The 25085-nt window shown below is 56.2% G+C and carries 13 protein-coding genes and 1 pseudogene; 9 read left to right on the forward strand and 5 right to left on the reverse strand.

Annotation, left to right across the window (positions count from 1 at the left end; translation table 11 throughout):
- Position 1 precedes the first annotated feature (1 nt).
- Together pstA and K6K13_RS14880 are read right to left on the reverse strand one after the other, a co-directional pair.
- The gene (pstA, locus tag K6K13_RS14875) at positions 2-1669 is read right to left on the reverse strand and encodes a phosphate ABC transporter permease PstA (RefSeq protein WP_222157693.1); all 1668 of its coding nucleotides are present in this window, start codon (positions 1667-1669) and stop codon (positions 2-4) included.
- On the reverse strand, positions 1666-3867 hold the full coding sequence (locus K6K13_RS14880; RefSeq protein WP_222157694.1) for an ABC transporter permease subunit: 2202 nt from the start codon (positions 3865-3867) through the stop codon (positions 1666-1668). Before K6K13_RS14880 ends, pstA begins: the two co-directional genes overlap by 4 nt.
- A gap of 388 nt (positions 3868-4255) precedes the next feature.
- Here K6K13_RS14880 and ppk1 point away from each other — a divergent pair, with 388 nt between their 5' ends.
- The gene (gene ppk1, locus K6K13_RS14885; protein WP_222157695.1) at positions 4256-6319 is read left to right on the forward strand and encodes a polyphosphate kinase 1; all 2064 of its coding nucleotides are present in this window, start codon (positions 4256-4258) and stop codon (positions 6317-6319) included.
- A gap of 9 nt (positions 6320-6328) precedes the next feature.
- A complete protein-coding gene (gene ppx / locus K6K13_RS14890) occupies positions 6329-7861 on the forward strand; it encodes an exopolyphosphatase (protein ID WP_222157696.1) in 1533 nt (510 codons plus the stop codon).
- A gap of 41 nt (positions 7862-7902) precedes the next feature.
- Here the strand turns inward: ppx and K6K13_RS14895 are convergent, their stop codons facing one another.
- The gene (locus tag K6K13_RS14895; RefSeq protein WP_222157697.1) at positions 7903-9855 is read right to left on the reverse strand and encodes a methyl-accepting chemotaxis protein; all 1953 of its coding nucleotides are present in this window, start codon (positions 9853-9855) and stop codon (positions 7903-7905) included.
- A 779-nt stretch (positions 9856-10634) separates the two neighbouring features.
- Here K6K13_RS14895 and K6K13_RS14900 point away from each other — a divergent pair.
- Entirely contained in the window at positions 10635-11099 is a 465-nt protein-coding gene (locus K6K13_RS14900; protein ID WP_222157698.1) for a YehS family protein, read from the forward strand.
- Between the two features lie 112 nt (positions 11100-11211).
- Positions 11212-12636 (forward strand): magnesium transporter, encoded by a 1425-nt coding sequence (gene mgtE / locus K6K13_RS14905; RefSeq protein WP_222157699.1) that lies wholly within the window; start codon positions 11212-11214, stop codon positions 12634-12636.
- Here mgtE and galK read toward each other — a convergent pair.
- Both galK and galT read right to left on the reverse strand, forming a co-directional pair.
- A complete protein-coding gene (gene galK / locus K6K13_RS14910) occupies positions 12625-13758 on the reverse strand; it encodes a galactokinase (RefSeq protein WP_222157700.1) in 1134 nt (377 codons plus the stop codon). The genes mgtE and galK overlap by 12 nt on opposite strands.
- On the reverse strand, positions 13745-14806 hold the full coding sequence (gene galT / locus K6K13_RS14915; protein WP_222157701.1) for a galactose-1-phosphate uridylyltransferase: 1062 nt from the start codon (positions 14804-14806) through the stop codon (positions 13745-13747). The genes galK and galT overlap by 14 nt, the downstream gene beginning before the upstream one ends.
- Before the next feature lie 236 nt (positions 14807-15042).
- Here galT and galR point away from each other — a divergent pair, with 236 nt between their 5' ends.
- The 5 genes and pseudogenes from galR to mdtC all read left to right on the forward strand — a co-directional run bounded on the left by galR (position 15043) and on the right by mdtC (position 25065).
- The gene (gene galR / locus K6K13_RS14920) at positions 15043-16053 is read left to right on the forward strand and encodes an HTH-type transcriptional regulator GalR (protein ID WP_222157702.1); all 1011 of its coding nucleotides are present in this window, start codon (positions 15043-15045) and stop codon (positions 16051-16053) included.
- Positions 16054-16273: 220 nt separating this feature from the next.
- A complete protein-coding gene (locus tag K6K13_RS14925; protein WP_222157703.1) occupies positions 16274-17464 on the forward strand; it encodes a NupC/NupG family nucleoside CNT transporter in 1191 nt (396 codons plus the stop codon).
- A gap of 155 nt (positions 17465-17619) precedes the next feature.
- Positions 17620-18867: an MdtA/MuxA family multidrug efflux RND transporter periplasmic adaptor subunit gene (locus K6K13_RS14930; RefSeq protein WP_222161118.1), complete on the forward strand. Its 1248-nt coding sequence runs from the start codon at positions 17620-17622 to the stop codon at positions 18865-18867.
- Positions 18867-21985: pseudogene (locus K6K13_RS14935) on the forward strand (MdtB/MuxB family multidrug efflux RND transporter permease subunit). The gene K6K13_RS14930 and the pseudogene K6K13_RS14935 overlap by 1 nt, the downstream one beginning before the upstream one ends.
- On the forward strand, positions 21982-25065 hold the full coding sequence (gene mdtC, locus K6K13_RS14940) for a multidrug efflux RND transporter permease subunit MdtC (RefSeq protein ID WP_222157704.1): 3084 nt from the start codon (positions 21982-21984) through the stop codon (positions 25063-25065). Before K6K13_RS14935 ends, mdtC begins: the two are co-directional and overlap by 4 nt.
- The last annotated feature ends 20 nt before the right edge of the window (positions 25066-25085 follow it).

Genomic DNA, 25085 nt, shown 5'->3' on the forward strand with positions numbered 1-25085 from the left:
GTCACAACGTCAGCGCGCGGTATTTTTCGCGCAACACGTGGCGCAGGCCCATGGCCGCCACGTTCAATCCGACCACAATCACCACCAGCAACAGCGCTGTGAGATACACCAGCGGACGCGCCGCTTCCACGTCCGCACTTTGAAACGCCAAATCATAAATCTGAAAGCCAAGATGCATGAATTTCCGTTCCAGATGCAGATAGGGGAAAATATCATCCACCGGTAGCACCGGCACCGACTTCACCACCCCCACCAGCATCAGCGGCGCGGTTTCACCGGCAGCTCGCGCCACCGCCAGGATCAGGCCGGTCAACATCGCGGGGACCGCCATCGGCAACACCACGTGCCATAAGGTTTCCGCCCGCGTCGCTCCCAACGCCAAAGAACCGTGGCGCAACGACATGGGGATGCGTGCCAACCCTTCTTCCGTTGCTACGATCACCACCGGCAACGTCAGCAGCGCCAGCGTCAACGATGCCCACAGCAACCCCGGTGTACCAAACGTCGGATTGGGCAACGCATCGGCATAAAACAGCTTATCCAGCGTTCCGCCCATCAGGTAGACAAAAAAGCCCAATCCAAACACGCCATACACAATCGATGGCACGCCCGCCAGATTGGCAACGGCGATACGCACCCAACGTGTGAAATGATTTTTTCCGGCATACTCATTGAGATAGATGGCAGCGATCACCCCTAATGGCATCACCACAATCGACATCAGGATAACCATCAGCACGGTACCAAAAATGGCTGGGAAAAGATGGCCGCTGGCATTGTCCGGCGCATCATGGGTGAGCAGGTATGCCATTTCATGCCCCCAGTGCCGCACTTTATCCCATCTGTTCATGCTATTGGGAAACCAGGCGCCTTCAATCTCCTTAAGTGGGATGCGATACAGCGTGCCTTCGGCATCACGCAGCAGGACCTGATTACGGTCGATGTCCTGATTGAGCGTCACCAGTTGCCCGGATAGCGTATCAAACCGACGCTGCAACTCACCGCGTTCAGCCTGAAATCGCGCCAGCGTCTGAGTATCCAACGCCTCGGTACGCTGCTTTTGTTTCTCCTCCAATCGCAGCGCCTCAACCCGTTGGTTGATTTTGCGCATGTCGACCAGCCGGATGCGCTGCGTTTTATTCACAAAACCCTGTACCAGTTGGATACGGCGCTGCAACGTTGCCGGCAGATCTTCGGCCAGCAACGGTTGACCATCTTCCAGCATCCCGGCCAGAAAACCGTAGGCAACCCCGTTGTGTGCGCGCTTAAGCACAATCACATCGGCGGGCAGCGATCGCGCGGTGATCTCCGAAGAAAGCAGCGTCTGGAAACTTTGCCCGTAACGCTCACGCATTCCGACTTTAACCAGATAGCGTGACACTACGTCATCGCCAGCGGCGGCTGATGCGGAGTGTACGGTCAGCGTTTGGTGGGCATACCTTTCGCCCAGCAGCGCGCGCGGTGTCCCCGCCACCTGCTCGGTTAGCGTGAACTGCCACACCGGTTGCGGCCACAAATAGCGCCCCCCCTGCCAGGCCAACATCACCACCACGGCCAGCATCGCCAACAGGCTGACACCAATGGCGGCACCGGTTAACCATACCCAGGGCGTGCCGCTGCGAAACCATCTGCGCGTTTGCCCCTCAGGGACGGTCGATTGAGATGTCATGCGTGATCCCCCTCATCCCGGTAACGTCGGCGTAACCGCTGACGCAGAGTTTCAGCCAAGGTGTTGACCACAAAGGTAAAGATAAACAACACCAGCGCGGTGAGGAACAGCACGCGATAATGCCCGCTGCCCATCACGGCCTCCGGCATTTCGATAGCGATATTGGCCGCCAGCGATCGCAACCCTTGCAGCAGCCCCGCATCGACAATCGGCGTATTGCCCGTTGCCATCAACACAATCATGGTTTCGCCAACGGCGCAGCCAAAACTCAGCATCAATGCGGCAAAAATACCGGCACTGGCTGAAGGTAGCACCACATGCCACAAGGTCTGCCACGGGGTCGCCCCCAGCGCCAAAGAGCCTTGACTCAGCCGTGTGGGCACATTGAACAAGGCATCTTCCGCCAATGAGAAAATCAGCGGGATCAGCGCAAAACCCAGAGCAATTCCCGCCACCAGCGCATTGCGCTGCACAAAATTGCCGTCCATCCACTGGAACAGCGGTTGTCCGAACAGACTCACTTCCAGCGCCGGGGCAAGCCAGCAAACCCCAAGCACGATCAGCAACAGTACCGGCATCAATAGCAGCACCTCGCGCCCTTGCATCCAACGGGCAACGCGCGGCCAGCGCGCCGTCAGCGCCCCCACGCCCAATACACCCAGGGTACAGAGCAGCGGCAAGGCCAGAATGGCGGAAAGGTAGGTTTCAACGTGCGGCGCGAGCCAGAGTGCCGCAATCAACCCCACCACCACGGTCGGGAGCGCGCCCATAACTTCCAGCGTTGGCTTCACCCAACGACGTAAACCCGGCGTCATAAAACAGGCGGTATACACTGCCGCAGCCAGCGCCAGCGGCGTGGCGAACAACATGGCGTACAGCGCCGCCTTCAGCGAGCCAGCCAACAGTGGCACCAGGCTGAACTTGGCCTGATAGCTGTCGTCAGCTGCCGTTGACTGCCAGATAAAGTCAGGCTGGGGGTAGTTCTCATACCAAATGCGCTGCCACAGGCCGCGCCAGCCGATATCGGGGTATGGATTATCGACACGATAGGCATACCATTGCGTTGGCGTCTCAAGCAGTAGCGCTTTACCGTGCGCCGAAAACACCATGCGCAGTGCCTGTGCAGCAACCTGCTGCGTTAACACGGCGGCAGACTGCTTGCTGGCAAACAACGAAAGCTCCCCCTGCGGCGTCAGGGTGGCAAATACCCGACGCGAGGCTTCCGGCACCAGTTGCATGCCTGGTGTTTCGCGCTGCGGGAAATCTCGAATCTCGGTCAGGCGCAGGCCATCCGCGCCAGGCACATCAAACCACTGAAATATTTTGCCACCCTCGCTGTACACCAACAGCGAATAGCCGCCAGACAGCAACGCCAGCCGCCACGGCCCGGCAGTGGGCAGCGTCGCGGTACCAGAAAGTGTCACTGCCTCACCACGGATGCGCCAGGTAGTCAGTTGGTTACCGCTTACGCTGTAGATAACATCGCCACGGGGGGTCAGCGCCAGGTCGTCAACCGGCGTATCGCCGAGTGCCACACTGGCGACGCGTTGCACACCGTCAGCAGAAATGCGGCCTATGGTCAAACGGTTATCCTGCGTCACCCACACGGCGGCTACGTCCACCACCGTGGCGGCAGCGTTATCGGCCATCGGCGGTGCGGTTTCGCGCAGCGCCAGCGCCAGATGGCGAAGCGGTGTGCCATCTGTCGTCAACGGCAGGGGCATCTTGCCAAACGGATAACGCCAGGCTGGCTGAGCATTACCGGCAAGCGGAATAAAGGGGGCGACAATCGTGATGTGACCCGTGGCAGAAAGCAGCGCGTAATGCGGCCGCCCTTCGCCGAAGGCAACGGCACGGGTAATGGGCGTGACGCTCAGTGCGGTGCGCGGCAGAGATTGCCCGCCAGCAAACACCATAAATTCGCCAAAACCCTGTTGATCAATGCGATACCCTAAGGAACCGTCATCGCTGATCCCGACTGCCGCGGACGATTCCGATGCCACGCGCGGCGACGCGGCGTACTGTGTCACCGAGGGGGAAACAAACAGCGGTGCAACCACGTACAGCAGGTAGAAAAAAATCAGCACCAGCGCCATCATCACCAGCAGGCCACTGCCTACTACGATGTGCTGCGTTATGCGATCCAGACGCCGCCGTCGGGCATCCTGATAGGCAAATCTGCTGTCTGTTTCTGCCATTATCCCTACACCGCCCATCAGGTTCTGTTAGTGAATGGCGAACAAAAAGCCCTGCGTCGCCCATCCCGCACGATGGAGATTACCTCAAGCACCGCGGCGGATTGCTTTTCTCATCCCCATGATGAAATCGGGGTAGCATATGTTGCCTTTACGCTCATAATATGACAATGGTAAGACGTTCTGTAAGAACGATTTTAATGCGCCTCCCCACCGGGCGCGACATTCAGGTCATTTTGTGAACGAAATAACCGTAATGCTTCAGCAATGCGACGGCGCCGCATAAAAAATGGTTTGCAAAGAACAATATAGCGCCACGCCGTCATAAATCCGCCATCATTGGCGTGTAGAGAGTGGGTGCACCGTCAGTAAACGATTTAACGGAGTCACAATGAGTCAGGACAAGCTCTTTATCGAGAAAGAACTAAGTTGGTTATCCTTCAACGAACGCGTGTTGCAAGAGGCAGCGGATCAGAGTAATCCGTTGATTGAGCGCATGCGCTTTTTGGGCATCTACTCCAACAACCTCGATGAATTTTACAAAGTGCGCTTCGCCGATCTTAAAAGACGGATTCTGATCAATGAGGAACAAGGCTCCGCCGGTGGTTTACGCCATTTGCTGGGTAAAATTCAGGCACGCGTTATGAAAACCGATCAGGTGTTCGATAATCTGTATAACGAACTGCTGTTGGAAATGGCGCGCAATCACATTTTTCTGGTGAATGAGCGTCAGGTCTCCCCGCTCCAGCAGGAGTGGCTGCGCGACTATTTCCGCCAGAACCTGCGCAAGCACATCACGCCGATTCTTATTCTACCAGAAACCGATCTGGTGGAGTTTTTAAAAGATGATTACACCTATCTGGCGGTAGAGATTATTCGCGGCAATGAGATCCGCTATGCGCTGCTGGAGATCCCGTCCGACAAGGTACCGCGTTTCATTAACCTGCCATCAGAATCATCGCGCAGAAAAAAAACCATGATTTTGCTGGATAACATTCTGCGCTACTGCCTGGATGATATCTTCAGAGGTTTCTTTGACTACGACGCGCTCAACGCCTATTCCATGAAAATGACGCGTGATGCGGAGTACGATCTGGTCACGGAAATGGAATCCAGCCTGCTGGAATTGATGTCTTCCAGCCTGAAACAGCGACTGACCGCCGAGCCAGTGCGCTTCGTCTATCAGCGCGACATGCCGGATGCGATGGTGGATATGCTGATGCAAAAATTGGGGATCTCATCCTACGATTCCATCATTCCCGGCGGACGTTACCACAACTTTAAAGACTTTATCAGTTTCCCCAACGTGGGCCGCCCGAACCTGGAAAACAAAGCGTTGCCACGACTGCGCCATACCCGTTTTAGCCATTTCCGTAACGGGTTTGATGCCATTCGCGAGCGCGATGTGTTGCTTTACTACCCCTATCACACCTTCGAGCACGTGCTGGAACTGCTGCGTCAGGCCTCGTTCGACCCCAGCGTGCTGTCGATCAAAATCAATATTTACCGCGTGGCAAAAGATTCGCGCATCATTAATGCGATGATTCACGCGGCACATAACGGTAAAAAAGTGACCGTGGTGGTGGAATTGCAGGCGCGCTTTGATGAAGAGGCGAATATCCAGTGGGCCAAGCGTCTGACGGAAGCCGGTGTGCACGTGATTTTCTCGGTGCCGGGGCTGAAAATTCACGCCAAGCTGTTCCTGATTTCCCGCCGTGAAGGGGAAAACATCGTGCGTTACGCCCACATCGGTACCGGCAACTTTAACGAAAAAACCGCCCGGCTTTATACCGATTACTCACTGTTGACCGCCGATGAGCGTATCACCAATGAAGTGCGCAGCGTGTTTAACTTTATCGAGAACCCTTACCGCCCGGTCAGCTTCGAGTATTTACTGGTGTCGCCGCAGAACTCACGCGCCCGTTTGCACAAACTGATCGATCGCGAAATCACCCACGCGCAAAACAACCTTCCTGCGGTGATTACCCTTAAGGTCAACAATCTGGTTGATAAAGATCTGGCCGAAAAACTGTACGAAGCCTCCGCCGCAGGGGTGAAGATCAACCTGTTGGTGCGCGGTATGTGTTCGCTGATCCCTTCGCTGCCCGGCATCAGCGACAATATTCAAGTCATTAGCATTTTAGATCGCTATCTTGAGCACGATCGGGTGTATGTGTTCCATAATGGAGGAGACTGCAAGGTGTATATCTCTTCTGCGGACTGGATGACACGTAATATCGATTATCGAATCGAGGTGGCCGCAGAAATCCTCGACCCGGCGCTGAAAAAGCAGATATTGGACACGTTGGATTTGCTGTTCAGCGATACGGTTAAAGCACGTATTATTGATAAAGAGCTGAGTAATCGCTATGTTGCACGCGGCAACCGGCGTAAAGTCCGCGCGCAGACGGCCATTTACGAGTACCTCAAGGCCCTTGAGCAACCCGACGAATAGGCAAGAAAAATGCCCCTGATACAAACCGATACCGATAAAGAAACACCGCAGGAATTCGCCGCGGTTGACCTTGGCTCCAACAGTTTCCATATGGTGGTTGCCCGTGTGGTCAACGGTGCATTGCAAGTGTTAAGCCGCCTAAAACAGCGGGTACACCTGGCTGATGGCCTTGACAGCAACAACATGCTGAGCGAAGAGGCGATGGAGCGCGGCTTAAGCTGCCTGGCACTGTTTGCTGAGCGACTGCAAGGCTTTTCGCCTGACAATGTTTCCATCGTAGGCACCCATGCGCTACGTGAAGCCGCCAACGCGCAGACCTTCTTGCGCCGCGCGGCCGACATTATTCCTTATCCCATCGAGATCATTTCCGGCCATGAAGAAGCGCGCCTGATATTTATGGGCGTGGAGCACACTCAGCCAGAGAAAGGGCGCAAGCTGGTGATCGACATCGGCGGCGGCTCCACCGAGTTGGTTATCGGGGAAAATTTTGAGCCAATACTGGTCGAAAGCCGCCGGATGGGCTGTGTCAGCTTTGCACAGCAATTTTTCCCGAACGGTGAAATAAGCGAACAGAATTTCCGGCGCGCACGTCTGGCGGCGGTACAAAAGCTGGAAACGCTCTCCTGGGAATACCGCATTTATGGCTGGGACTATGCGCTGGGTGCCTCCGGCACCATCAAATCCGCCCATGAAATTCTGGTAGAAATGGGTGAGAAAGACGGTCTGATCACCCTGGACCGGCTCAATATGCTACGCGATCAGATTTTGCAGTTTAAAACCTTCAAATCCCTGAGTTTACCGGGCATGTCGGAAGACCGGCAATCCGTGTTGGTCCCCGGACTGGCGATTCTGTGCGGGGTTTTCGATGCACTGGCGATCAAATCGCTGCGCCTGTCGGACGGTGCCCTGCGCGAAGGGGTGCTGTATGAAATGGAAGGCCGTTTCCGCCATCAGGATATTCGTATCCGCACCGCGCTCAGTCTGGCCAGCCACTACAATATCGACAGGGAACAAGCACGTCGGGTACGGGAAACCACCGAGCTGTTGTTTACTCAGTGGGCAGCGCAAAACCCGTCGTTGGTACATCCACAGTTAGAAGCCATCCTGAAATGGGCGGCCATGCTGCACGAGGTGGGCCTGAGCATCAACCACGCGGGCATGCAGCGCCATTCCGCCTATATTCTGCAAAATACCAACCTGCCCGGCTTTAATCAGGAGCAGCAGTTGATGCTGTCATTGATGGTGCGTTTGCAGCGCAAGGCCATCAAGCTGGAAGAACTGCCGCGTTTTAACCTGTTCAAGAAAAAGCAGTATTTGCCGATGGTGCATATTCTGCGACTGGCAAGCCTGCTCAATAACCAGCGTCAGGCAACTACCCCGCCAGATTCGCTGCGCTTGAGCACCGATGACAACCACTGGACGCTCACCTTTCCACAGGGCTATTTCGCCCAAAACGCCTTGGTACAGCTCGATCTGGAAGCAGAGCAGGCGTATTGGCTGGACGTGACTGGCTGGAAATTGCTGATAGAAGAAGCGAACTAACCCCATGCGCTCCCTTTAGGAGCGCATGTTTTTTCCCAACACTAGGCGTCTGCCAGCAGAAACGGCGTATTTTTAACAACCGGTTCGGAAGGTTCTACGCGAAAACGCCCGACCAACTCCGTCATGCCCGCCACTTGTCCATCCAGCATCTGACTCGCCGTCGAGGCTTCAGCCACCAACGTGGCATTCTGCTGTGTGACCTGCTCCAACTGGCTCAATGCTACGTTGATCTGGGCGATCCCCAGCGATTGCTCACCCGCCGCGATGGCGATGTCCCCCACCAGCGCTTTTACTTTGCTGGTGCCATCGATAATCTCATTTAACCCGCGATGAGATTGTGATACCAGCGCACTGCCCTCCTCCACGCTGGAAAGGCTGTCAGCAATCAGTGCACGAATTTTATTGGCTTCATCGACGCTACGCTGCGACAGTTGGCGCACCTCCGTTGCCACCACCGCAAAGCCGCGCCCGTGCTCTCCCGCGCGGGCCGCTTCCACCGCCGCATTGAGCGCCAGCAGGTTGGTTTGAAACGCGATAGCATCGATACCGGTGACAATCTCGGTCACCCGTTGGCTGGTTTGCTGGATCTTGCTCATGGCGTCGCGGGCAGACGAGGTAATATCACCAATATTGCGCACCCGATCATCAACCGTGGTGGTCAGTTCCCGCGCCTGGGCTGCGAAATCGGCGGTCTGCTGCACGGTGGCGGTGATTTGCTCCATGCTGCTGGCAGTTTCCACCAGCGATGCCGCCTGCTGCTCCGTGCGTTGCGCCAGATTGTGATTGCCGTAGGCAATCTCATTGCTCGCCCTTCCGATGGTCGTGGCGCTGTTTTTGATTTTCGTCACCAGATTCGCGATGCTCTCCAGCGATTGGTTATAGGCACTGTTAAGCCGTGACAGTTCATCTGTTCCTGGCACCGATAGGCGCTGCGTCAAGTCACCACCCATTTCGGCGATGGTGGTTAAGGTATCCTGCAACTGCCGATTGATGCTACGCATGATCATCGCCGCCAGCGCCAGCGCCAGCCCGATCGCCAGTAGCGTGCCGCTCAGGTAGATAATCCAAGCCCGCATTGCGCTCGCAGACAAGCGCTGGACATCGCTCAACAGCGTTGTCACCGCCTGTTCTTCGATACTTTTAAGCTGTTCGATTTTCTGTGTTTGCAACGAAAACCATTGCGCACCATCGATATTCCATTCTCCTTGCGGTGCGCCAATCGCCCGTTGGCGCAGTGCCTGCGCGTCTTGCGCTTGACTGGAACTTATCGCACGGTCAAACGCCTGACGCAGTGTTGCTGATGCCAGGGTTCTGAAGCTGGCAATATAGGCATCGCCGCGTCCCACCAATTGGTTCAGGCGCACAAACATCCCCTCGCCAAAACGATTGGCAGAAAATACGTTAGCCAACACCGCGCGCTCAATCCCAGCCTGTTCCTTGGCATTCAGCAGGCTGTAATACGCGGTAATTTGCTGGGTGATCCCTGCATCGCGCACCAACTGCGCCATCAGTCCAATCCCTTCCAACAGCGCCGTCACTTTTTCGGTATAGGCACTCAGCGCAGTATTTACCGGTATCGACATGCTGTTTACCTGACCTCTGAGCGAGTCCAGCGTCTTGAGCGAATCGGCCACCTGGGTGAAGTTTTTAGCCACTTCGCCGCCGAGCCAGGTGGTATCTATGTCGCGATAACGTTGCTGAAAAGCGGTAGCAGCTTTATCCGTTTCCTGGCGCTGCGTCTGCAACTCGGGGCCAAAAGCGTTGCCCTGGCTGCCAAAATAACCGGCGCTCATCCCGCGCTCCCGTTGCAGTTGGTGCACTAACTCTCCCGCATCTCGCGCTAACTGGATCTGCTTTTCCATCCGGTTCATTTCACGTTCTGTCTGACGGCGCTCATTCATTCCCAATGCGCTGAGCCACAGCAATGCCAGCACCATAGGTAACAGCGCGAGGAGGAATTTATTACGTATCGAAATGCGGTGAAGTATCTGCATTGGAAGCCGCTCCGTATTCCATTTAAGGGCTGGTTTACTGTGTCAAACGACCAACATCACGTCCGCCCATCTGCGTCGATAAGCAAGGCTTATTCTTAGTGTCGGTATCAATGACCGGCGTTGCGCCGATTTATTATGTATGGCACAGAAACCCCAAATGTTCACCACGCCGCGCTCGGCGAAATCCATCAGGATCACAAAAGTAAGTCGAAGGATTGACCAACTTCATCAATTATGAATAAATAGAAACAGCGCATAAGCGCGGATACGAGAGTGATAATAATGGCTACCCTGATACACAAGCGACGAACCACCCTGGCAACCTTATCCCACAAGCGACGATCGTCCCGAGAGAGACGAAGCGGTTCGCGAATTGCGCAAGCGATTCTCCTGATCAGTTTCTTTATCCTTGTAGGCCGTTTCGCTTACTCCTCCGTCAGTGCCTTTTTCCATCATCAAGATAAACAACAACGTATCGAACAAACGCTGAAATCATCACCGGTCAACCCTACGCTTCCCTTCGTTAAAAAAGAGTAGCGCTCGCGCGTTAATAAAAAGTATCGCACACCTCTTTTAACACTTCAGTGTCATAACTTCCGCGATCCCTTATCTACCCGTCATACTTCACGTTGCCGGTGTGTTGGCTGCGTTCACTCACCCGAATCACTTACCTGAGTAAGCTCATCGGGGTTCGCTCACTTGCCGCCTTCCTGCAACGCGAATTATTTAGGGTATACTCTCCAACAATAAATAAAACGAATGGCGAGAATAAACCGGTAATGATGAACAATGATGTCCTGCGCAGCGTGCGCTATATGCTGAATTTCAATAATGACCACCTGCTAAAGATTCTGGCGCTGGTGGAAATGACCGTCCCTCCCCAGCAGTTGACGAGCTACGTCAAAAAAGAGGGAGAGGAAGGCTACCAGCCTTGCCCGGACATCGTGATGAGTTATTTCCTGACTGGGCTGATTCTGCAAAAACGCGGTCAAGATGAAAAACAGCCTGCGCCGCAGTTTGAACGCAAAGTGACCAATAACATTATCCTGAAAAAACTGCGTGTCGCTTTCTCTCTAAAAACGGATGATATTCAGGCAATTTTGCTGACACAAAATTTTCGCATTTCACTGCCGGAAATTACCGCAATGATGCGCGCACCTGACCACAAAAACTATCGCACCTGCGGCGATCAGGTTATACGCTATTTTCTGAAAGGGCTGGCTGCACGGGTACGCAAAGGATAAGGGCGCCCCCCCCACGAAAAGGCATTAGCGTTGTCTGACTATCCACCGTAAAAGACACTGACAACGCTCGATTTCTAGCACGTGAACGTGATAATCACTGAGAAAAACGATCATGCCAAGCGTCAAAAAGCTCTCGGCCATTCGCCGCCGCATTTCCTTGTTGTTGCTGGACGATCCACCGCTGGTGGAAAGCATCATTACCCAGCAGCCCCCGGTTGCTGAGGATGAAAAAAAGCGGCTTCTCGATCACACCGCCGAGATCTGTACGCTGCTTACCGAATTGCATGCTGCTGACCTTGCCGATCTGCTGGAATCGCTGCCGCCCGAAGCGCGACAGGCGCTGTGGTGCCTGACACCGCTCGATAAGCGTGGCTTTGTGCTGTATGAGGCTTCTGACAGCATTTCTGATGGCCTTATCGCCCAGATGAGTGACAAAGATATCCTGCGCGCCATTCGCCCGCTGGATATCGATGAGCAGGCGCAGTTAGCGCGACGTCTGCCGCGCCACCTGCTAGGCCGTATTCTTACCGCACTGGAACCGCGCCAACGGGCGCAACTGCGCGAAACCATCCAGTACGATGAAGATTCTGTCGGTTATCTGGTTGATTTCAATCTGCTGACGGTACGACCGGACGTTACGCTGGCCGTAGTACAACGTTTTCTGCGTTGGCATAAGGTGATCCCCGACGCTACCGACAAACAGTTTGTCACCGATCGTAAAAACCGCCTGCTGGGTGAGCTCACGCTGACCAATATTCTGCTACACAAGCCAAACACACGGGTTGAGCAGGCCATGGATCCTGAACCGATCCTGTTCGAACCGGAAACGGAAACTGATGATGTCGCCAGCGCATTCGAACGCTACGATCTGATTTCCGCCGCCGTTGTCGACAGCAAAGGCAAGCTGTTGGGACGCGTCACCGTGGAAGATATTCTGGACCGGGTCAACCGTACCAGCGATCACCATCTGCGCCGCTCCGGTGGGTTGACGGCGTCAGAAGATGTCTATGCGCCGGTAGCCACCGCGGTAAAAAACCGCTCGGGCTGGCTGGCTATCAACCTCTGCACCGCCTTGATCGCATCGAGGGTGATTGGCTTGTTCGAAGACACGCTGGCGCATCTGGTGGCGTTGGCAACGTTGATGCCGATTGTCGCGGGTATCGGCGGCAATACCGGCAACCAAACCATCACCATGATCGTGCGCGCGCTGGCGCTGCATCAGTTGGATCACGGCAAAAAATCGACCTTGCTGTTCAAAGAGTTGGGCGTTGCCGTTGTCAATGGTCTGGTGTGGGGTGCCGCGCTCGCCGTCATCACCGTGCTGCTCTATGGCAACATCGCCATGGGCGGTGTCATGATGTTGGCTATCATGCTTAACCTGCTGCTGGCCGCCACCATGGGGGTAACTATCCCGTTGGCGATGGTAAAACTGGGCCGCGATCCCGCCATCGGCTCCAGCGTGATGATTACTGCAATCACCGATACCGGCGGCTTTTTTATCTTCCTCGGGCTGGCGACCCTATTTTTACTGCCCTGATGCAAGCAACACCCCTGCCCCTGCCGACGGCTGGCAGATGTGAAGCGTAGGCGGCAAGCCGGTGCGGGCCGGATATTCCCGCGCCACCCGCTCACACACCTCTGCCGTTAACGCGGAGGGCAACAAGGCGACGACACAGCCGCCGAAACCGCCGCCGGTCATCCGTACCCCGCCGCGCTCACCGATATAGTCGTCAATCAGCGCAACCAGCGTGTCGATGGGCGGCACCGTAATGGCAAAATCGTCCCGCATTGAGTGGTGCGATTCCGCCATCAGACGGGAAAGACGCGGGATATCGCCCGCCGTAAGCGCCGCAGCGGCTTCCAGCGTGCGCTGGTTTTCGGTAACGATGTGGCGTGCGCGCTGCGCCACGACCGGATCCAGCCCCGCACGGTTGGCTTCAAACTGTGTCAGTGAGACATCACGTAGCGCTTTCACACCAAAATGCCGTGCGGCCGCCTCACACTGCGCGCGCCGGGTGTTGTATTCGCTGTCCACCAGCCCGCGCCGCACGTTAGAGTTAATGATCAGCACATCCAAGCCCTGAGGGATCGGCACCGCCGTGCCTTGCAATGAACGACAGTCAATCAGCAACGCATGACCCGCAACGCCCTGCGCGGAAATAAACTGATCCATGATGCCGCAGTTACAGCCGACAAAGTGGTTTTCTGCCTGCTGGCCGTTCAGCGCCAGATCCAACGGGCTGAGCGGTAACGCATAGAGCGTTTTAAACACCTGCCCGACCGCCACTTCCAGCGAGGCTGAGGAACTGAGCCCAGCACCGGTTGGCACGTTTCCGGCAATGACCATATCCACGCCGCGAATATAGTTCGGCCAGAGATACTGTGGATGCGGTTCAATCGTCTGCATTAAGTCAAAGCTGTCCTGCTGCTCTTCCATGTTGACGGCCACCACCCGAACCAGGCTGTCGGCACGCGGGGCGGCAGCAATTACCGTGTGGTAATCGATGGCGCAGGGCAACACAAACCCATCGTTGTAATCCGTGTGCTCACCGATCAGATTGACGCGCCCGGGCGCCTGCACCTGCACCGCAGGCGCATAGCCAAAGGTGGCGTTGAACACGGCATCCACCTGTTGCCGCACGCTGTTAATTCGTCCCATCGTTCACCTCATGCTGTTGCCGAAAATGAATATCGCTTACGCTGCGCAAGCGCTCCGCCGCCTGTTCCGGCGTCAAATCACGCTGTGGCTCCGCCAGCATCTCGTAGCCCACCATAAATTTCCGTACGCTGGCCGAACGTAACAGCGGCGGGTAGAAATGCGCATGCAGTTGCCAGTGGGCGTTATCGCCTTCAATAAACGGCGCACCGTGCCAGCCCATGGAATAGGGAAACGCGCACTGAAACAGATTATCGTAACGGCTGGTCAGCTTTTTCAGTGCCAGACACAAATCACTACGCTGTGCGGCAGTCAGTTGCGGCAACTGCTGCACCGCACAGCGCGGCAGCAGCAGCGTTTCAAACGGCCAGGCGGCCCAATAGGGTACGACCGCCAGCCAGTGTTCCGTTTCCACCACACAGCGCACCTGCTCGGCCTGTTCGCGTTGGGCATAATCCAGCAATAATGGCGTGCCATGACGGTCGAAATAGGCGCGCTGCTGCCCGTCTTCTTTGGCGATATCGGTGGGTAAAAAACTGTTGGCCCACACTTGCCCATGCGGATGCGGGTTAGAACATCCCATCATCGCGCCTTTGTTTTCAAACACCTGAACCCACGGATACGCTTTTCCCAGTAGGTTTGTTTGTTCGCACCAGGCCGTAACCACGTGCGCCAACGCAGCCAGCGAGAGTTCCGGCAACGTTTTGCTGTGGTCAGGGGAGAAGCAGATAACGCGACTGGTGCCTTGCACGCTTTGCGTTTGAAACAACGGATCATCGCTTGCCGCCAACGCGGGGGTTTGCTCCATCAGCGCTGAAAAATCGTTGCGAAACACATGGGTGTGGGTGTAATTCGGGTTCACCTCGCCGGTAACGGGGCGATTACCTGCACAGAGAAAACAATCCGGATCGTGAGCCGGTAGCAGACGCCTGTCCGGCTCATCCTGCTGGCCTTGCCAGGGGCGTTTTGCGCGATGGGGAGAAACCAACACCCATTCATCGCTCAGCGGGTTGTAACGACGATGTGGGTGCTCTGTGGGATCGAATGACATTCCTGACACTCCTTAAACAGCAGCGATATCTTTGATGCGTTGACGGGCGCATGGGGGTGTAATACGTTTTCACAGGTCGCGATAAAGACCGCAAAAAAGCCAGTTGCAAAGGCTGTGTAAACGATTACCCTTATTGTAGGCAGTAAGCGTGATAAATGAGAATAGCGACGCACGCGATTGATATTGATACCGATCACATAAACCAATCACCATCAACACACACAGGGAAACCACCGATGGCAACCATAAAGGATGTTGCACGCCTGGCCGGCGTCTCCGTGGCAACGGTTTCACGGGTCATCAATGACGCGCCGAAAGCCAGCCAGGCATCGCGGAACGCGGTGCATAACGCCATGGCCGAATTGCGCTACCATCCCAACGCCAATGCACGCGCACTGGCGCATCAACATGCGGAAACCCTGGGGCTGGTGGTGGCAGATGTGTCCGATCCCTTTTTTGGGGCGATGGTCAAAGCGGTTGATAGCACCGCCAGAACGACGGGCAATTTTTTACTGATCAGCAACGGCTACCATGACGCGGAAATGGAGCGTCAGGCTATCGAACAGTTGCTGCGCCACTGCTGCTCGGCGCTGGTGGTACACGCGAAAATGTTGCCCGATGCAGAACTGAGCGCGTTTATGCGCCACGTCCCCGGCATGGTGCTGATCAACCGTATTTTACCCGGTTTTGAGTCACGCTGCGTGGCGCTGGACGATCGCCACGGCGGCTGGCTGGCAACCCGGCATATGATTCAGGAAGGGCATCGCTCCATTGCCTTTCTCTGTTCCGATCACCCGATTTCTGACGCCGACGATCGCTTCCAGGGCTACAGCGCCGCCCTGCACGACCAAGGCATTGCGCTGGATAGCCGGCTGATCGCCCGCGCCGCACCGGATGAAACTGGCGGCGAGGCGGCGATGCGCGAACTGCTGAGTCGCGGCGTGCCTTTCAGCGCCGTGGTGTGTTACAACGATTCGATGGCGGCGGGCGCATTGGCAGTATTAAGCGACAACGGCATTGAGGTGCCACAAACCGTATCCCTGATAGGTTTTGACGACGTGCTTATCGCGCGCTACTTGCGCCCACGTTTGACCACCATCCGCTATCAGGTGATAGCCATGTCGACGCAAGCCGCCGAGTTGGCGATTGCGCTGGCACAAGGTCAAGCGCTGACGGCAGTCACCAACACCTTTACGCCGACGCTGGTGCGTCGCCATTCGGTACAGTCCCTCACCCAGATACGTTAACGCCCGTCAGCCGGCGATACGGGCATCCCCAAACCGGGTTGCCCATGCTCTTATTGGTTACGTTTGCTTACCATCCCCCCCAACACCCTGCGATAAGCTATTCAACTTAGCGCTATTCCCGCGATATAATTATACTTTTGCGTGTTTTATCGCATTTTTAGCTTTTTCGTTACCTAGAATGGCGTGGGAAACGTTACCCCGCCTACTATTCGGAGCTCTCATGACCCATATTGCGCAATTTGCGTTGGCATTGCTTGTCGTTGCCGGTTTAGCGCTGCTTGTCTGCCGCGACCGTAAAAGCATTCGTATCCGTTTTATTATTCAGCTGTTAGTGATTGAAATTCTGCTCGCCTGGTTCTTTTTGTATTCCAACGTGGGCCTGGGCTTCGTGAAAGGGTTTGCCGCCGTTTTTGATAAATTACTGGGGTTTGCCGGACAAGGAACCGATTTCGTGTTTGGCGATATGGTCAACCACGAAAAGAACCTGATTTCCTTCTTCTTCAAAGTGTTGTGCCCTATTGTGTTCATCTCGGCATTGATCGGGATCCTGCAACACATCAAGGTGCTGCCTATCGTGATTCGTGCCATCGGTACGGTGCTGTCCAAGGTCAACGGCATGGGGAAACTGGAGTCGTTTAACGCGGTCAGCTCGCTGATTCTGGGGCAATCGGAAAACTTCATCGCCTATAAAGATATTCTGGGCAAGATGTCGGAAAAACGCATGTACACCATGGCAGCCACCGCGATGTCGACGGTGTCGATGTCTATTGTCGGTGCCTACATGACCATGCTGGATTCCAAATACGTGGTGGCGGCGCTGATTCTGAATATGTTCAGCACCTTTATCGTGTTGTCATTGATCAACCCGTATAAAGTGGATGCCGAACCCGAGCTGCAACTGCGCGATCTGCACGAAAACCAAAGCTTCTTTGAAATGCTGGGGGAATATATTCTTGCCGGTTTCAAAGTGGCCTGTATCGTCGCCGCCATGTTGATCGGCTTTATCGCGCTGATTGCCATGGTAAACGCCATTTTCAGCGCCATTTTTGGTATCAGCTTCCAGGAAATGTTGGGCTATGTGTTCTTCCCCTTCGCCTGGATCATGGGAATTCCTGCCAGTGAAGCGTTGCAAGTCGGCAGCATCATGGCGACCAAGCTGGTGTCTAACGAATTCGTGGCGATGCTGGAACTGCAAAAAGTGGCAAGCCAGTTGTCACCGCGCAGCGTCGGGATCCTTTCTGTGTTCCTGGTGTCGTTCGCCAATTTCTCTTCTATCGGCATCATTGCTGGTGCTATCAAAGGGTTGAACGAGAATCAGGGTAACGTGGTGTCTCGCTTCGGCCTGAAGTTGGTCTACGGCTCTACTTTGGTCAGCATTCTCTCTGCCTCAATCGCCGGGCTGGTGCTGTAATTTGCCATGACGATCGTCGGGCGGCCATCCGGTCGCCCGCTATCCGCTACAAACCCTGACATTTCTTCCACATTTCCTTCATTATTATTTGAGTAAAACACAGTAGACTACGCTCATTGTGTTAATACTGGCTGCCACTCGATTCGTAAACCATGATGAATACCACTCGTCTTTTTCGTCTGCTGTTGCTTGCGTTGGCGGTTATCGCCGCCGTTGTCATCTGGCGTTACTTACGCCCCGCCGAGGCGCCGACGGCGACCCCTTCAGCCCGTCAGGAAGCCAGTAATAACAGTTCTCCCGCGCGCAGTGCGGGCGGTGGGCGGCGTTCCGCCATGCGCACATTGCCGCCCGTGCAGGCAGCGACCACGCGCGTCGCCGCGGTGCCGTATTACCTTTCGGGGTTGGGCACCATTACCGCTGCCAAGACCGTGACGGTGCGCAGCCGGGTTAACGGCGAACTGATGGCACTGCATTTTCAGGAAGGACAACAGGTCAAGGCGGGCGATCTGCTGGCAGAAATTGACCCACGACCCTATCAGGTGGCGCTGACCCAGGCGCAAGGGCAATTGGCGAAAGATCAGGCCGCGCTGGCCAATGCGCGTCAGGATCTGGCGCGTTACCAACAACTGATTAAAACCAATCTGATTTCCCGTCAGGAACTGGATGCGCAGGCAGCACAGGTGCACCAGGCTGAAGGCACGGTCAAGGCCGATGAAGGCTCGGTCGCCAGCGCCGAATTGCAACTTACCTATAGCCGTATCACCTCGCCGATCAATGGCCGTGTGGGACTTAAACAGGTGGATGTGGGCAACTACATCACCAGCGGCGACAGCACCGGTATTGTGGTATTGACCCAAACACACCCGATCGATGTCATCTTCACGTTACCGGAAGGTGATATCGCCACGGTGCTGAGCGCACAGAAATCGGGCCAACCGGTACCGGTTGAGGCCTGGGATCGCGCCAACCAGCACCAGCTGTCGCAAGGCAGCCTGCTCAGCATGGATAACCAGATTGATGCCACCACCGGCACCATCAAGCTAAAAGCCCGCTTTGAAAATCGCGATGACGCCCTGTTTCCCAACCAGTTTGTCAATGTGCGCATGCAAGTCACTACCTTGCAAAACGCGCTGCTGGTGCCCCTGTCCGCCATTCAGATGGGCAGCGAAGGACGTTTTGTCTGGGTACTGAATGAGAAAAGTCAGGTCAGTAAACACAGCGTGACCGTCGGCATTCAATACGGTCAAGAAATGGTGGTGACGGCGGGGCTGAATGAGGGCGATCGCGTGGTTACCGACGGTATCGACCGTTTAACCGAAGGGGCACAGGTGGAAGTGATTAGCGCCGCTAACACCACCACCACACCGCCGTCCAAACACGCCACACGCTGGGAGAAACCCTGATGCAAGGGGAGATTCCGGCAGGCGGTGGCCCATCCCGCCTGTTTATCCTGCGCCCTATCGCCACAACATTGTTGATGCTGGCGATCCTGCTGGCGGGGATTATTGGCTATCGGGCATTACCGGTCTCTGCGCTGCCTGAAGTGGATTACCCAACTATTCAGGTGGTGACGCTCTACCCCGGAGCCAGTCCCGATGTGATTGCATCGGCGATCACCGCCCCCCTTGAGCGTCAGTTTGGGCAAATGTCCGGGCTGAAACAGATGTCGACGCAAAGTTCGGGCGGCGCATCGGTGATCACCCTGCAATTCCAGCTGACCCTGCCGTTAGATGTCGCAGAGCAGGACGTGCAGGCCGCTATCAACGCCGCCAACAATTTGTTGCCCAGCGATCTGCCCTACCCGCCGATTTACAGCAAGGTCAATCCGGCCGATCCACCGGTCATGACGCTGGCGGTAACATCCAGCGCCATGCCGATGACGCAAGTGCAGGATATGGTGGAAACGCGTATCGCGCAGAAAATGGCACAGGTCTCGGGCGTCGGGCGTGTCTCGCTAGCCGGCGGACAGCGGCCGTCGGTGCGGGTCAATTTCAACGCCAACGCGCTGGCTTCTTACGGGCTGGATAGCGAAACCCTGCGCAGCGCCATCACCAGCGCCAACGTCAACTCCGCCAAAGGCAGCCTGGACGGCCCAACGCGCGCGGTGACGCTGTCAGCCAACGACCAGATGAAATCCGCCGAGGATTATCGCCAGTTGATCGTTGCCTGGCGCAATGGTGCACCAGTACGGCTGCGCGATGTCGCCACCGTAGAGCAAGCGCCGGAAAACACCGCATTGGGTGCCTGGGCCAACCGTGAACAAGCGATCATCATCAATATCCAGCGCCAGCCGGGTGCCAACGTGATCACCACCACGGACAGCCTGCGTAACCTGCTGCCGACGTTAACCGCCAGTCTGCCGAAATCGGTGGCCGTCACCACGCTGACCGATCGCACCGCCAGTATCCGCGCATCCGTGAAGGATGTGCAGTTTGAACTGATGCTGGCGATTGCGCTGGTGATTATGGTTATCTACCTGTTTTTGCGCAATGCCATCGCCACGCTGATCCCAAGTATCGTGGTACCTCTGTCGCTGGTCGGCACCTTCGCCGCGATGTATTTCCTTGGTTTTTCGATCAACAACCTGACGCTGATGGCCCTCACCATTGCCACCGGTTTTGTGGTGGATGATGCCATCGTGGTGATCGAGAATATTTCGCGCTACATCGAAAAAGGAGAGAAACCGCTACATGCGGCATTAAAAGGCGCGGGAGAAATTGGTTTTACTATAATCTCACTGACGTTCTCGCTGATTGCGGTGCTGATCCCGTTGCTGTTTATGGGCGATATTATTGGCCGTCTGTTCCGCGAGTTTGCCATTACGCTGGCGATCGCGATTCTGATCTCCGGCATCGTTTCGCTCACGCTGACCCCAATGATGTGCGCCCGGTTGCTCACCCACCAGAGCCTGAATCGACAAAATGCCGTTACGCGCGCCAGCGAACGCTTTTTCTCACGGCTGGTTGCCCTGTATGGCAAAGGCTTACGTCGGGTACTGAACCACCCGTGGATTACGCTCAGCGTGGCAATCGGTACGCTGGTGCTTACCGTTCTGCTCTACCTGTGGATCCCCAAGGGTTTTTTCCCGGTTCAGGATAACAGCATGATTCAGGGCACGTTACAGGCACCGCAAAGCGTCTCCTATGCCGATATAGCACAGCGCCAGCAGCAGGCGGTATCGCTGATCATGCAAGATCCGGCGGTGCTAAACGTCTCTTCGTTTGTCGGCGTGGATGGCACCAACGCGGCGCTGAACAGTGCGCGTTTGCAGATCAACCTGAAACCGCTCAGTGAACGGCGCGATCGCCTGACCGATATCATCCCCGCTTGCAGGAGAAAACCGCGCAGCTCACCGGTATCACGCTCTATCTGCAACCGGTACAGGATCTTACCATCGATACCCAGGTCAGCCGCACCCAGTATCAGTTCACGTTGCAGGCGATGTCGCTGGAGGATTTGAGCCACTGGGTACCGCCGCTGATGCGCGAACTGCAGCAACTGCCGCAGCTACAGGATGTGAGCAGCGACTGGCAGGATGATGCGGCGGTGGCTTATGTCAATGTCAACCGCGATGCGGCCAGCCGCCTTGGGCTGACCATGTCAGCCATCGACAATGCGCTGTATAACGCCTTTGGGCAGCGTCTGGTCTCAACGGTCTACACCCAGTCGAATCAATACCGTGTGGTGCTGGCACAGCAGACGGCGCACACAACCGGGGTCGGTGCGCTGAATGAAGTGCACATTAAAAACAGTGATGGCAACAGCGTGCCGCTGAATGCCGTTGCCACGCTGGAAGAGCGACGTGGTCCGCTGGCCTTGAACCGTATCGATCAGTTCCCGGCCACCACCATTTCGTTCAACGTTACCCCCGGTTATTCCCTTGGGGAAGCCGTGCAGGCGATTACGGCAGCGGAGCAACAGTTGCAGATGCCGACGGATATCGTCACCCACTTTCAAGGCAGTGCGCTGGCGTTTCAAGCGGCGCTGAGCAGCACCGTGTGGCTTATCGTTGCGGCGATTGTGGCGATGTACATCGTGCTCGGCGTGCTGTACGAAAGTTTTATTCACCCGATCACCATTCTTTCCACGCTGCCGACCGCCGGTGTCGGTGCACTACTGGCACTGATGGCGGCGGGCAACGAACTGGATGTGATTGCGATTATCGGCATCATTTTGCTGATCGGCATCGTGAAGAAGAACGCCATCATGATGATCGATTTCGCGCTGGCCGCTGAACGCGAGCAAGGCATGACCCCTTACGATGCCATTTATCAGGCCTGTCTGCTGCGTTTTCGTCCGATCCTGATGACCACCCTGGCGGCGCTGCTGAGCGCCGTGCCGCTGATGCTCAGCAACGGCGTCGGTGCTGAACTGCGCCAACCGCTCGGTATCTGTATGGTGGGGGGATTGATCATGAGCCAGATTCTGACGCTGTTCACCACGCCGGTGATTTACCTGCTGTTTGACCGACTGGCACACCGTTTGCGTCGCGCCGAGCAGCCCGAGGAAGACATACAGTGAAGTTTTTCGCGCTGTTTATCCACCGACCGGTCGCCACCGCGTTACTGACGCTGGCGATTGCGCTGTGCGGCGTGCTCGGCTTTCGCCTGCTGCCGGTCGCCCCGCTGCCGCAGGTGGATTTCCCGGCGATTGTGGTTTCCGCCTCGCTCTCCGGAGCCTCGCCGGAAACCATGGCGACCTCCGTCGCCATGCCGTTGGAACGTTCGCTCGGGCGCATCGCCGGGGTGACCGAGATGACCTCGACCAGTTCGCTGGGCCGAACCCGTATCATACTGGTGTTCGATTTCTCGCGTGATATCAACGGCGCGGCGCGCGACGTACAGTCGGCGATCAACGCGGCACAGAACCTGCTGCCCTCCGGCATGTCAAGCCGTCCGACCTATCGCAAGGTCAACCCGGCCGACGCGCCGATTCTGGTGCTGACATTAACGTCCGATACCTACAATTCAGGTCAGCTATACGATTTTGCCACCAATCAACTGTCGCAGCGCATCTCCCAAATGGACGGCGTGGGCGATGTGACGGTCAGCGGTGCCTCACAGCCCGCCGTGCGCGTTGAGTTGAACCCTCAGGCGCTGTTTAATCAAGGGATCGCATTAGATGCGGTGCGCCAGGCGATTGCCAAAGCCAACGTAAAGCAACCCCTGGGCAATATCGATAACGGACAAGCGCGCTGGCAGGTGCAAACCAACGATGCGCTGAAAACGGCGGCGGATTACGCACCGATCGTGGTTCATTATAACAAGGGTGCGCCGGTACGATTGAGCGACGTGGCGCAGGTCAAAGACGGCGTGCAAGACACGCGTAACGCCGGGATGGCAAACGGCAAAACCGCCGTACTGGTGGTGGTGCAACGCGCCCCGGATGCCAATATCATCGCCACCGTGGATAACGTTCGCGCCGCGCTGCCAGAACTGCGTGCCAGCCTGCCCGCCGCCATTCAACTGAATATCGCGCAAGATCGCTCGCCCACCATTCGGGCCTCACTGGCCGAGGTGGAACAGTCACTGGTGATTGCCGTGGCGCTGGTGATATTGGTCGTGTTCTTGTTCCTGCGCTCCGGCCGCGCCACGCTGATCCCAGCCATCGCCGTGCCGGTGTCACTGATTGGCACCTTTGCGGCTATGTATCTGTGCGGTTTCAGCCTGAATAACCTCTCGCTGATGGCACTGACGATTGCCACCGGATTTGTGGTGGACGATGCCATCGTGGTGCTGGAGAACATTTCGCGCCATATTGAAGCAGGCATGAAACCGATGCAGGCTGCGCTGAAAGGGGTGCGCGAGGTTGGCTTTACCGTGCTGGCGATGAGCCTGTCGCTGGTGGCAGTGTTCCTGCCGCTGCTGCTGATGGGGGGATTGCCGGGACGCTACTTTCGCGAATTTACCGTCACGCTGTCTGCGGCGATAGCCATTTCGCTGATCATTTCCGTCACCCTGACGCCGATGATGTGCGCGCGCCTGCTGCGCAGCCATGAAACGCACAGCCAGCCGCGCAAGCGCGGTTTTGGTCGCCTGCTAGTTGCGTTGCAACAGCAGTATGGCCGTTCGCTACGCTGGGTGTTGCAACATGCACGCTGGGTGCTGCTCATTCTGATTGGCACCATTGGGCTTAACGTCTGGCTCTATATCTCGACTCCCAAAACTTTTTTCCCAGAACAGGATACCGGCCGCGTGATGGGCTTTATTCAGGCCGATCAGAGCATTTCATTTCAGGCCATGCGCAACAAGCTGCATGATTTCATGGTGATCGTCAGCGACGATCCGGCGGTGGATAACGTGACGGGCTTTACCGGCGGCTCACGCACCAACGCAGGTTCAATGTTTATTACGCTCAAACCATTGGCAGAACGCAAGATGAGCGCTCAACAGGTGATTGCCCGCCTGCGCGGCAAGCTGGCGCAGGAGCCGGGGGCCAACCTGTTTCTGATGCCCGTGCAGGATATTCGTATCGGCGGACGAGAATCTAATGCGGGCTACCAGTTTACCCTGCTGTCCGACGATCTGAACGAACTGCGCACCTGGGAACCGAAGATTCGCCTCGCGCTCAGCCAGCTACCCGAACTGGCTGACGTCAACTCCGATCAGCAGGATAAAGGCTCGGAAATGGCGCTGACCTACGACCGGGATACCCTCGCTCGCCTCGGTATCGGCGTTTCCAGCGTCAACGCTCTGTTAAACAATGCGTTCGGGCAACGTCAAATTTCCACCATCTATCAACCGCTTAATCAGTACAAAGTGGTGATGGAGGTAGAATCAAAATATACTCAGGATGTGAGTGCGCTGGATCAGATGTTTGTGCTCAACAGTGCCGGAGAGCCGATACCCCTTTCCGCATTCGCCAGTTGGCGCCCGATTAACGCCCCGCTGTCCGTCAATCACCAGGGGCTGTCGGCCGCTTCCACCGTTTCGTTTAATTTGCCGGAAGGGGTGTCACTTTCAGATGCTACGGCAGCCATTGAACGCAGTATGACTGCATTGGGGGTGCCCGCTTCGGTGCGCGGGCAATTTGCCGGGACGGCACAAGCGTTCCAACAGTCACAAAGTGCGCAGGTGCTGCTAATCATTGCTGCGATTGTTACCGTCTACATCGTGTTGGGGATCCTGTACGAAAGCTATGTGCATCCGCTGACCATTCTGTCGACGCTGCCGTCTGCCGGGGTGGGCGCGCTGCTGGCGCTGAAAGGGTTTGGCGCTCCTTTTAGCCTGATTGCCCTGATCGGCATCTTGTTGCTGATCGGTATTGTGAAGAAAAATGCCATCATGATGGTGGATTTCGCGCTGGAAGCACAGCGCGGTGGGCGGTTAAGCGCACAGGAGGCGATTTTTCAGGCCTGCTTGTTGCGCTTCCGCCCTATTCTGATGACGACACTGGCCGCAATTTTTGGCGCGCTACCGCTGGTATTGACCAGCGGCGACGGCGCTGAACTGCGCCAACCGCTCGGCATCACTATCGTCGGAGGATTGGTGATGAGCCAACTGCTCACGCTCTACACCACACCGGTGGTGTACCTCTATTTCGATCGTCTGCGCGGCTGGCTGGCTCAGCGGCGCAAGCAGACCAGCGTCACGTCGTCTTGACGCGGAGCGAGTAAACAAGA

The sequence above is a fragment of the Symbiopectobacterium purcellii genome (genome assembly GCF_019797845.1).
Taxonomy (GTDB): Bacteria; Pseudomonadota; Gammaproteobacteria; order Enterobacterales; family Enterobacteriaceae; genus Symbiopectobacterium; species Symbiopectobacterium purcellii.